The organism is Nocardia brasiliensis NBRC 14402 (assembly GCF_000308475.2).
GTDB lineage: Bacteria > Actinomycetota > Actinomycetes > Mycobacteriales > Mycobacteriaceae > Nocardia > Nocardia brasiliensis.
In genome coordinates, this window is the sequence record NZ_BAFT02000113.1 from 22,330 (window position 1) to 34,639 (window position 12,310).

The 12,310-nt window shown below is 68.9% G+C and carries 15 protein-coding genes; 8 read left to right on the top strand and 7 right to left on the bottom strand.

All coding sequences use genetic code 11. From position 1 onward, the window contains the following. Nucleotides 1-161: 161 nt before the first annotated feature. Nucleotides 162-842: a TetR/AcrR family transcriptional regulator gene (locus TY25_RS39340; protein WP_014988606.1), complete on the bottom strand. Its 681-nt coding sequence runs from the start codon at nucleotides 840-842 to the stop codon at nucleotides 162-164. A gap of 203 nt (nucleotides 843-1,045) precedes the next feature. Between TY25_RS39340 and TY25_RS39345 the strand changes: the two genes are divergently transcribed. The 5 genes from TY25_RS39345 (at nucleotide 1,046) to TY25_RS39365 (ending at nucleotide 5,251) form a co-directional block, all read left to right on the top strand. Beyond that, the gene (locus TY25_RS39345; RefSeq protein WP_088607282.1) at nucleotides 1,046-2,383 is read left to right on the top strand and encodes a DUF445 domain-containing protein; all 1,338 of its coding nucleotides are present in this window, start codon (nucleotides 1,046-1,048) and stop codon (nucleotides 2,381-2,383) included. Between the two features lie 104 nt (nucleotides 2,384-2,487). Then, nucleotides 2,488-2,991 carry a helix-turn-helix domain-containing protein gene (locus TY25_RS39350; protein WP_014988604.1) on the top strand — a complete coding sequence of 168 codons (504 nt, stop codon included), beginning with the start codon at nucleotides 2,488-2,490 and terminating at the stop codon, nucleotides 2,989-2,991. Beyond that, nucleotides 2,988-3,656 carry a heparin-binding hemagglutinin gene (locus tag TY25_RS39355; protein ID WP_042265337.1) on the top strand — a complete coding sequence of 223 codons (669 nt, stop codon included), beginning with the start codon at nucleotides 2,988-2,990 and terminating at the stop codon, nucleotides 3,654-3,656. Before TY25_RS39350 ends, TY25_RS39355 begins: the two co-directional genes overlap by 4 nt. A gap of 129 nt (nucleotides 3,657-3,785) precedes the next feature. Then, the gene (locus tag TY25_RS39360; protein ID WP_029899737.1) at nucleotides 3,786-4,076 is read left to right on the top strand and encodes a DUF2516 family protein; all 291 of its coding nucleotides are present in this window, start codon (nucleotides 3,786-3,788) and stop codon (nucleotides 4,074-4,076) included. Nucleotides 4,077-4,213: 137 nt separating this feature from the next. After that, on the top strand, nucleotides 4,214-5,251 hold the full coding sequence (locus tag TY25_RS39365) for an alpha/beta fold hydrolase (RefSeq protein ID WP_052383495.1): 1,038 nt from the start codon (nucleotides 4,214-4,216) through the stop codon (nucleotides 5,249-5,251). Nucleotides 5,252-5,263: 12 nt separating this feature from the next. On the opposite strand, the gene purU is transcribed toward TY25_RS39365, so the two are convergent. Both purU and TY25_RS39375 read right to left on the bottom strand, forming a co-directional pair. Then, complete coding sequence (gene purU / locus TY25_RS39370; RefSeq protein ID WP_042265340.1) at nucleotides 5,264-6,154, bottom strand: formyltetrahydrofolate deformylase; 891 nt, start codon at nucleotides 6,152-6,154, stop codon at nucleotides 5,264-5,266. Between the two features lie 103 nt (nucleotides 6,155-6,257). Next, on the bottom strand, nucleotides 6,258-6,797 hold the full coding sequence (locus TY25_RS39375) for a GNAT family N-acetyltransferase (RefSeq protein WP_042265342.1): 540 nt from the start codon (nucleotides 6,795-6,797) through the stop codon (nucleotides 6,258-6,260). A 157-nt stretch (nucleotides 6,798-6,954) separates the two neighbouring features. Here TY25_RS39375 and deoC point away from each other — a divergent pair, with 157 nt between their 5' ends. Next, nucleotides 6,955-7,623 (top strand): deoxyribose-phosphate aldolase, encoded by a 669-nt coding sequence (deoC, locus tag TY25_RS39380; RefSeq protein WP_042265344.1) that lies wholly within the window; start codon nucleotides 6,955-6,957, stop codon nucleotides 7,621-7,623. Between the two features lie 81 nt (nucleotides 7,624-7,704). On the opposite strand, the gene TY25_RS39385 is transcribed toward deoC, so the two are convergent. Continuing rightward, complete coding sequence (locus tag TY25_RS39385) at nucleotides 7,705-8,436, bottom strand: LmeA family phospholipid-binding protein (protein ID WP_042265529.1); 732 nt, start codon at nucleotides 8,434-8,436, stop codon at nucleotides 7,705-7,707. A 99-nt stretch (nucleotides 8,437-8,535) separates the two neighbouring features. Between TY25_RS39385 and TY25_RS39390 the strand changes: the two genes are divergently transcribed. After that, nucleotides 8,536-9,144 carry a hypothetical protein gene (locus tag TY25_RS39390; protein ID WP_041564902.1) on the top strand — a complete coding sequence of 203 codons (609 nt, stop codon included), beginning with the start codon at nucleotides 8,536-8,538 and terminating at the stop codon, nucleotides 9,142-9,144. A gap of 23 nt (nucleotides 9,145-9,167) precedes the next feature. Here TY25_RS39390 and TY25_RS39395 read toward each other — a convergent pair whose 3' ends face one another. From TY25_RS39395 to TY25_RS39405, 3 genes are all read right to left on the bottom strand, one after another. Further along, on the bottom strand, nucleotides 9,168-9,977 hold the full coding sequence (locus TY25_RS39395; protein ID WP_226887149.1) for a class I SAM-dependent methyltransferase: 810 nt from the start codon (nucleotides 9,975-9,977) through the stop codon (nucleotides 9,168-9,170). Next, entirely contained in the window at nucleotides 9,947-10,468 is a 522-nt protein-coding gene (locus tag TY25_RS39400) for a DUF2505 domain-containing protein (protein WP_042265346.1), read from the bottom strand. The genes TY25_RS39395 and TY25_RS39400 overlap by 31 nt, the downstream gene beginning before the upstream one ends. Before the next feature lie 189 nt (nucleotides 10,469-10,657). Next, the gene (locus TY25_RS39405; protein WP_042265348.1) at nucleotides 10,658-11,143 is read right to left on the bottom strand and encodes a DUF2505 domain-containing protein; all 486 of its coding nucleotides are present in this window, start codon (nucleotides 11,141-11,143) and stop codon (nucleotides 10,658-10,660) included. Nucleotides 11,144-11,182: 39 nt separating this feature from the next. Here TY25_RS39405 and TY25_RS39410 point away from each other — a divergent pair, with 39 nt between their 5' ends. Continuing rightward, a complete protein-coding gene (locus TY25_RS39410; protein ID WP_042265350.1) occupies nucleotides 11,183-12,262 on the top strand; it encodes a UDP-N-acetylmuramate dehydrogenase in 1,080 nt (359 codons plus the stop codon). Nucleotides 12,263-12,310 lie beyond the last annotated feature (48 nt).

Below are 12,310 nucleotides of genomic sequence, written 5' to 3' on the forward strand. Positions count from 1 at the left end.
GACGCAGCGCACTCGGCGCACCGCTCGGGTTCAGAGTAGCCAACCGCACGCCAATGTCGAGCCCTGTGTCACACTTTTGCTAGCACCTCAGCTAGCGCCGTGCCCAGGAACTTCGGCGCTCGTTCGGGCATGCCGCTAGCACCCGGAAGTCGGACGTGCGATCAGTTTTCCGAGTCGGCGCCCGGCGTGGGCAGCACATGCGGCTGCGCGTTGAAGATCTCCCGCGAACCATTGGCGCGCGCCATCCCATCGATGGCGCTCCAGGTCATCATGGTGAGGTAGTCGATCACTTCCTCGCGCGACATCGACTTGTTCGTGGTCCACCAGTGCGTGGCCAGCTGGATGCCGCCGACCAGCACGTAGGACCACAGCATCGCGCCGTCGGTCTGGATGCCCTTGGCCGACGCGCGGTCGAAGATGACCGCGGCGACCACCTCGGCGAACAGCTTCTCGAACTCGGCGAGCGAGGACGGATCCGAGCCGTTGCCCATGATGAAGCGGTAGACCTCGGGATCCTCGTCGACCGTGCCGACGTACTCCGCCAGCGCCGAGCGCACCAGCTGGTACTCGTCCGCGTCGAGGCTGATCGCGCCGTACACCCGCGGCATCAGCGTGGTCTCGATGAACCGCTGCATGGTCGCGTGGACCAGGTCGTTCTTATCGGAGAAGTAGCGGTAGAGCACGGTTTTGGAGACGCCGATCTCGGCGGCGATCTCGTCCATCCCCGCATTGCTGCCACGGGCTCGCACAGCGGCCAGGGTGCCGTCGACGAGTTCCTCGCGGCGGTCGATCTTGTGCTGGCGCCATCGGCGTTTGCGGCCGTCCGTTCGGCCGGTGCGCACCGCCGCCGGTCGATCGGCGATCTCGCCGACGTCGACAAGGTCATCGGTGGACAGCGTGGGCTCCCTTGTTAGTCGGATTCTCCGTGCGCCTCAAGCTTAGGTCCCGGCAGGCAGTGATATGCGCGTTTGGGTCCCAGTGCGACGGGTTGCACAACTTCGGTGCCTGCGGCGCTGTGCCGGGTATGCACAGCAGAATGGAGGACATGGAGAAAGCTCCCGGCAACATCGCGGTGGTGGAGGCGGCCCCGGCGCCGCCCGCGGCCGCGCCTCTCGGCTTCGCCGCCGTCCTCGACGAGGCGGGGAAACGGCGGGATCTGTGGCGGATGAAAGCGCTCGCCACCGGGCTGCTCGCCACGGCGACGGCGATCTATCTGTTCTGTCGCTGGCTCGAATCGCGCGGTTCGGGCGGGGACTGGGTCGGCTACGTGCGGGCCGCGTCGGAGGCGGGCATGGTCGGCGCGCTGGCCGACTGGTTCGCCGTCACCGCGCTGTTCCGGCATCCGCTCGGCCTGCCCATCCCGCACACCGCGATCATCCGGAAGAAGAAGGATCAGCTCGGCGAGAGCCTCGGCGCCTTCGTCGGCACCAACTTCCTCTCCCCGGAAGTGGTTTCGGCGAAGGTCAATTCGGCGCAGATCTCCTGGCGGGTCGGGCGCTGGATGGCCGATCCCGGGCACGCCGCCCGGGTCGCGCAGGAGAGTTCCACCCTGCTGCGCGCGGTGGTCGGCGTGCTGCGCGACGAGGACGTGGAACAGATCATCGACCAGACCATCGTGAAGCGGATCGCCGAACCGCTCTGGGGTCCGCCGATCGGCCGGGTGCTCGCCGAACTGCTGGCCGACAATCGGCAGCTCGCGCTGCTCGATCTGCTCGCCGAGCGCGCGCACCAGTGGGCACTCGGCTCGCAGGAGACGATCGATCGAATCGTGCTGCGCGACGCACCGCAGTGGGCGCCGAAGTTCGTCAATATTTTGCTGTCCGAGCGGATCTATCGGGAACTGGTCGAGTTCACCTGGAAGGTGCGCTCGAATCCGGAGCACGAGGTGCGGCTGGCGGCGAATCGTTTTCTCGAGGAATTCGCCGACGATCTCCAGCACGACGACGCCATGATCAAAAAGGCGGAGCGGATCAAGGCGCAGATCATGGGCCGCGAGGAAATCACCGGAATGGCCGAGGCGACCTGGCGCGCGGCCAAACGGTTGATCCTGGAATCGGCCGACGATCCGAACAGCACGCTGCGGCGCAAGGTCGGCGAGAATGTGCGGCAACTCGGCGAGCGGTTGCGCGACGACGCCGACATGCGTGCCAAAGTGGACGGGTGGATCGACCGCGGGGCAAGGTATCTCGTGGAGAACTACGCCGGGGAGATCTCGACGCTGGTTACCGATACGGTTGCCAGGTGGGATGCCGATGAGGCGAGTAAGAAGATCGAATTGCAGGTCGGGCGTGACCTGCAATTCATTCGAATCAACGGAACGGTCGTGGGTTCGCTTGCGGGCCTTGCGATCTACACGATCTCGCAGCTGATGTTCGGCGGCTGAGCGACAGCGCGCCGAATGTTTGCCGAGAGGGTGCTAACAGACTGCTTGCAATAGTTAGCACCCTGCCCTAGAATTGAACTCGTACAACCGCCAGAAGGTGAGTGATGGCAGACCAGCCCGAGGTTTCCGCCGAGTACCCCGAAGGTGCGGCCGAGCAATCGGCCGGCGTCGGCGAAAAAGCGGCCCGCGTCGTGCACGCGGCGCACGACATCGGAGGCTTCATCAGGGCACAGCGAGAGGCCGCGCAAGTCTCGCTGCGTCAGCTCGCCACCCTTGCGGGAGTGAGCAATCCGTACCTCAGCCAGATCGAGCGCGGATTGCGCAATCCGTCCGCCGAGGTACTCGCGCAGATCGCCAAGGCCCTGCGGGTGTCTTCGGAGGTGTTGTACGTCCGGGCCGGCTATCTCGAACAACGGGCACACAGCCCGGTTCGCGATGCCCTGCTTGCCGATACGTCGATCAGCGAACGGCAGAAGCAGGTGCTGCTCGAGATCTATGAATCGTTTCGCCGGGAAAACGGAGGGAACGAGCCAGGGGGGGAAGGGGACAGCGCCGTTCCACGCACGAATACCGAAACTCCGCCACGCCAGGAGCACGAAACACCATGACAGACAAGACCAATCCCACCGTGACCAAGCCGCTGCTCGCCACCGTCGGCGCGGGCGACGCGCTCTACACCGCCGTCACCGATGTCGTCACCCAGGTGCGTGAGCGCGCCGCGGCCACCGACGTCTCGGCCCGGGTCGAGGAGGCGCGCGAGCGCTTCGCCAACGTGCCCGCCGACGTGCAGGCCCAGTTCGAGACCCTGCGCGAGCGCTTGGCCGGACTGCCCTCGGAACTGCCGGAGGACCTCGCCGAACTGCGCGAGAAGTTCACCCCCGAGGAGCTGCGCGCGCTGGCCGACAAGTACTACCACCAGGTGCTCGACCTCTACGCCGATCTCGCCGTGCGCGGTGAGGAGACGGTCGAGCGGCTGCGCACGAACCATCTGGTCGAGGAGCAGATCGAGCGCGTCAAGCCGCTCTACACCGACGCCGTGACCCGCGCGGAGGACGTGCTGGGCCGGGTCAACGGCCTGCTCGGCCGTCCGGCCAAGGTCGAGGACGAGGTCGTCGCGCCGGTCGTCGACGCCGAGGTCGTCACGGTGACCACCGAGACCACCCCGGCCGCCGCCGAGGAGCCCGCCGCGCCGGTCGCCAAGGCGCCCGCCGCCAAGAAGGCCCCGGCCAAGAAGGCCGCGCCCGCCAAGAAGGCGGCGCCGAAGAAGGCGTGACAACGCCCCGTCACCTGCCGCGCCGACGGTCGATTCGACAGGGCCGCAAGGTGATTGAAGATCGATGAGGCAACGCCCCCGCACACCCTGAGGTGCGGGGGCGTTGCTCGTATGATGGGTGAGGTGAATATGGTGCACGGATTGACCGGGATGATCCTGCTCGTGCTGTGGCTTGCGGCACTAGGCGCGACGATCTTTGCGCTGATTCATGCCGTGCGGCAGCGGCCCGACGCGTTCACCGCGGTAGACAAGCTGACCAAGCCGATCTGGCTGGCCATTCTCGGCGTCGCGGTGCTGCTGCTGCTGCTCTCGCCCGCGGGCCTGGGCCTGCTCTCGTTCGCCGCGATCATCGCGACCGGCGTCTACCTGGCCGATGTGCGGCCGAAGGTGGACGAGATCCAGCGCGGTCCGCGCTGGTGAGCTCGCGCGGCAGCGCCGCGATTATCGCCGGTCGAGCAGTTCCGGCCGCGAATAATCGATAACTTTTTGCGTGCTCGCACTAGCAAGCGGCACGAATCGGAGTTACTGTATCGAGCAGTAACACAAAGGAGTGTCCGATGCGTGCAATGCTGCCGTCTGCGTTGGCGAACTTCCCGGGACAGGTTCGGGGGGCGCTCGACGCACACCGTGCGAGCCTGCGTTCGCGTACCTACGCGACCGCGGCGTTCAACCCGCCGACCGTCCCGCACGAGCAGATCCCCGTCGTCACCCGCGACGGCGCCCGGCTGCGGGTGCTCGCCTACGGCCCCGCCGATCGCCCGGTCGTGGTGCTGGTGCACGGGTGGACCTGCAGCATCGAATACTGGAACGCCCAGATCAACGCCTTCGCCGGCGAGTACCGGGTGATCGCCTTCGACCTGCGCAGCCACGGCGAGAGCGAACCGGGCTCCAGCCCGCTGACCATGGACCTGCTCGCCGACGACCTGGCCGACGTGCTCGACGCGTCCCTGCGACCCGGCCAGCGGGCCGTGCTGGTCGGCCACAGCCTCGGCGGCATGACCTTGCAGGCGTGGGCCGGGCGCTACCCCGAGCGCGTCGCGAAGCAGGCCCTCGCGGTGCTGCTGAACAACAGCGCGCCCGACCGGCTGGTCCTCGAGACGACGGTGGTGCCGCTGCTGAACCGTCCCATGCGACTGCTGCAGTTGAAGGTGCCGCTGCCGTTCCTGCTCGGCAGCCTCGGCCTCGGCACGCCGATCGTCTTCCCGCCCATCGCGCCGGTGCGCTGGTTGTTCGCCCGTCAGGTGATGAGCACCGCGGCCAAGGGCGACGTGCTCGACTACGGCATGAACATCGTGCGCGGCTGTCGCGCGTCGGTGCGGGCCGAGTTCGGCAAGCTGCTCGCGCACATGGACGTCGGGGAGTCCGCGCGCAACCTGGTGGTGCCGACCACCGTGATCGCGGGCGAATTCGACGACCTGACCCCGGTGGTGCATTCGGAGCGCATCGCCGAAATGGTCCGGGAGACCGGCACACTGGCGCGGTACGTGGTGCTGCCCACCGGGCATCTGGGCAATGTCGAGGCGCACGAAAAGTTCAACGACGAACTGCGCCACATCCTCGAATCCGCGCGCCAGCGCGTCGAACTCGCGGGCTGAGCGGCAGTCCCGTCAGCTGAAGACGACGGTGCGCTTGCCGTGCACCAGCACGCGGCCCTCCAGGTGCCAGCGCAGCCCACGGGCCAGCACGACGCGTTCGATATCGCGCCCCTGCCGGACCATGTCGCGCACGTCGTCGGCGTGATCGATGCGGCTGACGTCCTGCTCGATGATCGGGCCCGCGTCCAGTTCCGCCGTGACGTAGTGGCAGGTGGCGCCGATCAGCTTCACCCCGCGCGCGAACGCCTGGTGATACGGGCGGGCGCCGACGAAGGACGGCAGGAAGCTGTGGTGGATGTTGATCGCCTTGCCCGCCCAGTGCGCGCACAGCTGCGGCGGCAACACCTGCATGAACCGGGCCAGCACCACCGCGTCCGGATCGTGCGCGTCGACCAGCGCGCGTACTTCGGCGAACGCCGGTCCGCGTTCGGCCGGGTCCTTCGGGAACGGCACGTGGTGGAACTTCACGCCGTGCGCTTCGGTCAGTCCGGCCAGATCGGGATGGTTGCCGATCACCGCCTCGATCGTCGCGGGCAGCTCGCCGCTCACCGCGCGCCCCAGCAGATCGTGCAGGCAGTGCCCGTCCTTGCTGACCAGCAGCACGGCCCGGCGGCGGGCGCCCGAATCGAGCAACTGCCACTCGGTCTCCGGCCCGAGTTCTGCGGCCACCCCGGCGAACCGGTCCCGCAGCTCCGCGAGCCCGAACGGCACCGTCGCGGCCTTGATCGCCTGCCGGGTGAAGAACCAGCCGGTGTCGGTATCCGAGTGGTACCCCGCCTCCACGATCGACCCGCCGAACCCGGCGATGAACGAGGTGATCCCGGCGATGATGCCCGGGCGGTCCGGGCAGCCGAGGGTCAGCACGAACCGGCGGTCATCGGAGGTGGCGCGGGTGGAACTCATCCGTCGATATTATTGGCCGCGTGGCCGCGGCCGCGAACGGTCGCTCGTCGGGCTCGCTCCGTGGTGTGGCGTCAGATGGTGATCTCGCCCGCCGAAGGTGCGGTCAAAGGTCGTAGAAGGGTTCCGGGTAGCGGAATTCGCCGGTGATCTGCGAGTCGTAAGCGCTGAGCGGGCGGACCTGGAAGTGCGAGACCCAGGACGGGTCGTCGGGGGTGATGCCGAGCCGGGCGGCGGGGACGAAGCCGAAGCGCGGGTAGTAGTCCAGGTGGCCGAGCAGACAGACCAGTGGCTCGTCGAGCGCGTCGGCGGCGCCGAGGACGGCGTGCATCAGCGCCGCTCCCACCCCGCTGCCCTGGTGCTCGGCGCGCACGCCGATCGGACCCAGCGCCAGTGCCGGGAACGGGCCGACCGCGGCCCGGGTCAGGCAGACGTGACCGACCACGGTGTCGTACTCCACCGCGACCATCGAGAGGGTGGGTATCCAGCCCGCATCGCTGCGCAGCCGGGCGACCAGGTCGACCTCGGGCGGTTCGGCGTCCGGCGGTGCCGCCGGGTCGCGGTCCGCGGCCTGCGGTCCGAACGCACTGCGATGGACGGCCGCAATCGCCGCGATGTCGTCGGCGCGTTCGCGACGGATCAGCACGGTGTTGTCTCCTCCCGAACCAAGTAGAGCCCCATCCGCACACGTTAACCAGTCGGCCGCCGCGTCACTACCGTCGATCCGGCACCAGTACGAGTGTGCGGGAAGTGTCGCCAGGCGCGCAACGGAATTCGCCACCGGTGTGCCAGACTTTCGGGCCATGGCTAGTTCCGCGTCACCGACCAGGGCCGAAGTGGCCGCCATGATCGATCACACGCTGCTGGCGCCGGGGGCGACCCCCGCCGACGTCGCCGCGCTGATCGACGAAGCCCGCGAACTGGGGGTGCTGGCGATCTGCGTGTCGCCGTCGATGCTGCCGGTGCGGGCGCCGGGGCTGGTGCTGGCCACCGTCGCCGGATTCCCTTCGGGCAAACACCATTCGCTGGTCAAGGGCGCGGAGGCGCGGCTGGCCGTGGATCAGGGCGCGGCCGAGGTGGACATGGTGATCGATGTCGGCGCCGCGCTGGCGGGCGAATACAACGCGGTGCTCGCCGATATCGTCACGGTGCGCGAGGCGATCGGCGACCGGGCGGTGCTCAAGGTGATCATCGAGGCGGCCGCGCTGCCGGACGCCGCGATCGTCGAGGTCTGCCGGGCCGCCGAACGCGCCGGTGCGGATTTCGTGAAGACCTCCACCGGCTTTCATCCCGCGGGCGGCGCCAGTGTGCACGCCGTCGAACTGATGGCGGCGACCGTGGGCGGGCGGCTCGGCGTCAAGGCGAGCGGCGGTATCCGCACCGCCGAGGCCGCGGCGGCGCTGATCGCGGCGGGCGCGACGCGACTCGGATTGTCGAAATCGCGCGAAGTGCTGGCAGGCTTTTCGGCCTGAGCGGGCCGCAGGCAGCCGAGCGCTAGGCGATTTCGGCCCGCAGCGGGTAGAAGTCGTTGGCGCTCGGCCGCTTTCGTCCGGCTATGCGCAGGTGGCGTTGCTGTCACCGGTCGCGGCGGGCAGCTCGGCGCGGGTACCGGCGAGCTCGACCGCGATGCCGTTGTCGGTGACCTTCACCTCGGTCGGCTGCATGTTGTACGGGTAGCTCTGCAGGCTCTGGGTGAACACCTCGACGATGCCCTGCACCAGGTCGGTCGGCAGGCCCATGCCGAGCAGCTGGGCCGACATCGTCTCCACCTCGATGACGCCGTTCTTGATCACCGGCTTCACCTGCAATTGGGCCAGCCCGCCGAGCACGTCCAGCGACAGCATGTCCGAACTCGGCGTCGACCGGACGCCACTGACCAGGTTGCCCAGCGTCTGCCGGATGCCGTCATTGCTCCAGGTGACCGCGGCCGACGAACTGCCGATGGCGCCGCCGCCGCGCCCGTTGTCCACGACCTCGACATCGTGGAATTCGGCGTGCACCACCATGCCGACGGCGGGACCGAACTTGGTGTCGTCACTGTCCACTGTCACAGTGGGCACCTTGCCGTCGATCCAGGTGATCAGCATCGGCTTGACGCCGAAGCCGACATCGATCTTCGACCCCATCTCCTTCTCGAATTGTGTACTGATGCAGCGGGACACGGTGTGCCGGGCGTACGCTTCGCCGCCGACCAGCACCGTGGCCAGCAGGATCGCCACCACGGTCAGGGCGATCAGCAGGGTCCGCCGGTTGATCGTCGAGCTGGACGGAGACTTGGTATTCATGCGGCCGATTCTTCCGCACATTTCTGTGCCGTCTCTGAGGGGTCTTTGAGGGCTTCGATTGTGACATCTGACACAAGAATCGGGCGTAGCCTGATGCACATGGCTGGCGATGCGGTGGGCCGCGCTCTCGGATCCGCGGAACACGGCTGGCGTGTGCTGCGGCGATTGGCCGGTCGGCATGCCGGTTTCTTCACCACCCGGCAGGTGTTGCGCACCGGATGCGAGGCGCAGGTCCGCGCCGGTCTCGGGGCGGGCACCGTGACCAGGGCCGGGGTCGGCATGCTGCGGCTGGCGGAATGGCCGACCGGCCCGCTCGACGAATACGCCATGTGGGCGGCCTGGTTCGACGGGGCCGCCGCGGTTTCCCACCACAGCGCCGCCGACCTGCACGGCATCGGCCGGCTGCGGCCGCGGTTCCTGCACCTGTCGGTGGGGGCCGGCCGGCCGCCGGTGACGCCGCGGCTGGTGGTGCTGCGCCGCTCGCTGATCGGCGCGGAGATCGAGTCCGCGGGGCCCTTCCTGGTCACCACGCCGCTGCGCACGGTGCTCGACCTCGCCGAAAGCGATATCGGCCAAACCGCCCTGGACGAGGTGATCGGCGACGCCGTCGCCATCAGCCGCTGCACCGGCGACGAAATACGTTCGGCCAGTGCGCAGTTGACGCCTCGAGCGGTGGAAAGGGTGCGGCGGGCGCTGTCCGGGGCGTAGCGGATCGGGTGACCCGGTGCCGGTCAAGCGATTCCGGGATTCGGCGCGACCGTTTCCCATGGGACGGAGAGCACGCAATCACGCATGCGCCGCCGGTAGACCCGCACCGGAAAGCCTTCTCGGCGTAGCGATTCGGCGGCGGCACGCCAGCGCACCCGCGGACCGTACGGCGCCAGGGGCGCGGCGTGCGCCCACGCGCGGTCGGCCGCGGTGAGCAGGGCGTGGATCGGCTCGCCCGGAATATTGCGGTGGATCAACGCTTTCGGCAGGCGTTCGGCGATATCGGACGGCTGCTCGACGGTGAACGGATCCCACGCCAAGGTGAGTGAGCGCGGCCCGGCGCGGTCCAGCAGCACCCAGGCGCAGCGGCGGCCCAGCTCGTCACAGGTGCCGTCGACGAGCAGGCCGTCCGGTGCCAGGCCGGAGCGGATGGTCGCCCACGCCTCGGGCACCGCCGCCTCCGGATACTGCCGCAGCACATTGAACGCCCGCACCAGAACCGGTCGCAGCCCGGCCAATTCGAACCCGCCGCGGGCGAAGGTGACGCCGTCTCGCCCGGGCACCACCCGCTCCGGATCGATCTCCAGTCCGACCACCCGGACATCGGGGCGCACCGTCCGCAACCGCGTCGCCAGCTCCAGCGTGGTCCACGGGCTCGCCCCGTAGCCGAGATCGACCACCAGCGGATCGGGCGCCGCCAGCAGGCGGGCGGTGACCAGTTCGTCGTGCACCAGCCAGCGGTCGCTGCGGCGCAGCCGATTCACCCCGGTGGTGCCGCGGGTGATGGTGCCGAGCGGTTTGCTCAGCTGGTCGGGTGATTTTCGTCGAGCCACTGCACCGTGAATTCGGCCTCGGCGCGGAACAGATCCACCAGGTTCACCAGCATCAGCTGCTCCAGGCGCGGACCGACCATCGGAATGAACACCTTCGCCTCTGAGGAGAAGCGCATGGTGCAGCCGGTGTCGGTGGGGAACAGCCGGATGGTGCCGCCCAAGCTGCCCGGCCCAGCCGGGATGCTGGCCGAGTACTTGCCGACGATCTCTTCGTCGCCGAACGGACCCCAGCTCTCCTTGCGAGTGATCACCATGTCCTTGCGCATCACGGCCTGCGCGATCTCCGGCAGCATCTCGCGCGGCAGAATGTGGTGCAGCACGATATCGATCCCGCTGTCACCGGCCTCGAGCGAAGCGACCTCGTTACCCGGCGAATACTTCAGCATCTCCGCCATCCGCGCGTCCCAATAGTCGCGGTTCGACAGCGCCGCATACAGCTCTTTGGTGGTGTGCAGCGGGTAGCGAGCGGAGTAATCCAGTCGACGGGCCATGAGGGGACAGATTACTGGGTTGGATTTGCGGCGCCTGCGGCACCGCGCGGTTCGCGGCCGCGAACGGTCGCTCGTAAGACTCGTTCCGTGGTGGGAGCGTTGGGGAGTCGAGGTCGCGCCGTCGACCCCACGCTCTTGTTCGGCGCGGACGGCCGCCAATGATCTTGCGGCCGTTGCGAACCGTAGCGATCAGTGCGACGCGAGCCAGGTGTTGGTGAACTCTTCTTCGTTCTTCAGGACCTCGGTCAGGTGTTCGGCGATCGCGTTCTCGATCTTGCCGCCGAACAGCGGGATCTTGACCTCGATGGTGCCGTTGGCGGCGGCGGTGGAGCCCGCGCCGTCGTCGACGAGGGCGATGGTGCCGCGCACCTCGGCGGGCGCGCCCTCGACGGTGGCCTGGAAGGTGGCGTTGTCACCGGTCCAGGTCTCGACGCGAGGAATGATCAGATCGCCGGGGCGCACCGCGGTGATCGCGGCGGGCAGCAGTTCGGCGGCGATGGCCTGCACCAGGTGGATGCGGATCTGGTCGCCGTCGACGGTCACCGAGTCGAGCCGGGCGTTCGGCCCGCCGACCTCGGCGACCCGGTCTTTCCAGTACTGGTCGTTCGCGAAAGCCGCGCGCACGGCGGCAGCGGGGTGCGAGTAGCGGGCCGTGTACGCCAGCGGTGTAGCCATGGTCGGACACGCTACCGTCTGCCTGTGCGAACTTCACGTGTGGTGCCGTCGGATGTGCTGGCTGCCACGGGCGCTCGGATCCGCGCCGCGGTGCCGTTGGCGGAGCTGACCACGTTACGGGTCGGTGGCCCCGCCATGGTCGCCGAATGCCGCAGCACCGACTCGCTGGTCGCGACGGTGCGCGCGCTCGACGCGGCGGGTGTGCCGGTGCTGCTGCTCGCCGGCGGTTCCAACCTGCTGATCAGCGACGCGGGCTTCGACGGCGTGGTGGTACGGGTCGCCACCGACGGCGTCGAGCTGGGCGCGGACGGCGTGGTCGCCGAGGCGGGCGCGAACTGGGACGCGGTGGTGGCGGCGACGGTCGCGGCCGGCCTCGGCGGGCTCGAATGTCTGTCCGGCATCCCGGGTTCGGCGGGTGCGACCCCGGTGCAGAACGTCGGCGCCTACGGGGCCGAGGTGGCGCAGCTGCTGCGCCGGGTCCAGCTGCTGGATCGGGCGAGCGGCGCGATCCGCTGGGTCGCGCCCGGCGAACTCGGCTTCGGCTACCGCACCAGCGTGCTCAAGCACCGTGACGACGCCGTGGTGCTCGCGGTCGATTTCGCGCTCGACCCGAAGGGTATGAGCGCGCCGCTGCGCTACGGCGAGCTGGCGATCCGGCTGGGCGCGGCCGACGGCGAGTCCCGCCCGGCGGCCGAGGTCCGTGACGCGGTGCTGGGTCTGCGGGCGGGTAAGGGCATGGTGCTCGATCCGGCGGATCACGACACCTGGAGTGCCGGTTCCTTCTTCACCAACCCGGTGGTCGCCGCCGACCGGGTGCCCGCGGTGCGGGCCGCGATCGCGGCGCATGTGGGTGAGGTCACGGTGCCGACTTATCCGGCGCCCGACGGCGTCAAGTTCTCCGCGGGCTGGCTCATCGAGCGGGCCGGGTTCGCGAAGGGGTTCCCGGGCTCCGGCGCACCGGCCCGGCTGTCCACGAAACACACGCTCGCACTGACGAATCGGGGCGCGGCGACCGCTACGGATCTGGTGGAGCTGGCCCGGACCGTGCGCGACGGTGTGGCCGAACGGTTCGGCATCCGCCTGGAGCCGGAGCCGGTCACGGTGGGCGTCGCGCTGTGACGCGATGAAACGGACACCACACGCTTCGCTGGACAGTCGACCGAATCG

Coding starts and splice junctions, on each gene's coding strand:
- TY25_RS39345 (WP_088607282.1), top strand. CDS start 1,046: ATGGAGAAAGCTCCCGGCAACATCGCGGTGGTGGAGGCGGCCCCGGCG.
- TY25_RS39405 (WP_042265348.1), bottom strand. CDS start 11,143: ATGGCTACACCGCTGGCGTACACGGCCCGCTACTCGCACCCCGCTGCC.
- purU (WP_042265340.1), bottom strand. CDS start 6,154: ATGAGTTCCACCCGCGCCACCTCCGATGACCGCCGGTTCGTGCTGACC.
- deoC (WP_042265344.1), top strand. CDS start 6,955: ATGGCTAGTTCCGCGTCACCGACCAGGGCCGAAGTGGCCGCCATGATC.
- TY25_RS39355 (WP_042265337.1), top strand. CDS start 2,988: ATGACAGACAAGACCAATCCCACCGTGACCAAGCCGCTGCTCGCCACC.
- TY25_RS39385 (WP_042265529.1), bottom strand. CDS start 8,436: ATGAATACCAAGTCTCCGTCCAGCTCGACGATCAACCGGCGGACCCTG.
- TY25_RS39400 (WP_042265346.1), bottom strand. CDS start 10,468: ATGGCCCGTCGACTGGATTACTCCGCTCGCTACCCGCTGCACACCACC.
- TY25_RS39360 (WP_029899737.1), top strand. CDS start 3,786: ATGGTGCACGGATTGACCGGGATGATCCTGCTCGTGCTGTGGCTTGCG.
- TY25_RS39350 (WP_014988604.1), top strand. CDS start 2,488: ATGGCAGACCAGCCCGAGGTTTCCGCCGAGTACCCCGAAGGTGCGGCC.
- TY25_RS39365 (WP_052383495.1), top strand. CDS start 4,214: ATGCGTGCAATGCTGCCGTCTGCGTTGGCGAACTTCCCGGGACAGGTT.
- TY25_RS39390 (WP_041564902.1), top strand. CDS start 8,536: ATGGCTGGCGATGCGGTGGGCCGCGCTCTCGGATCCGCGGAACACGGC.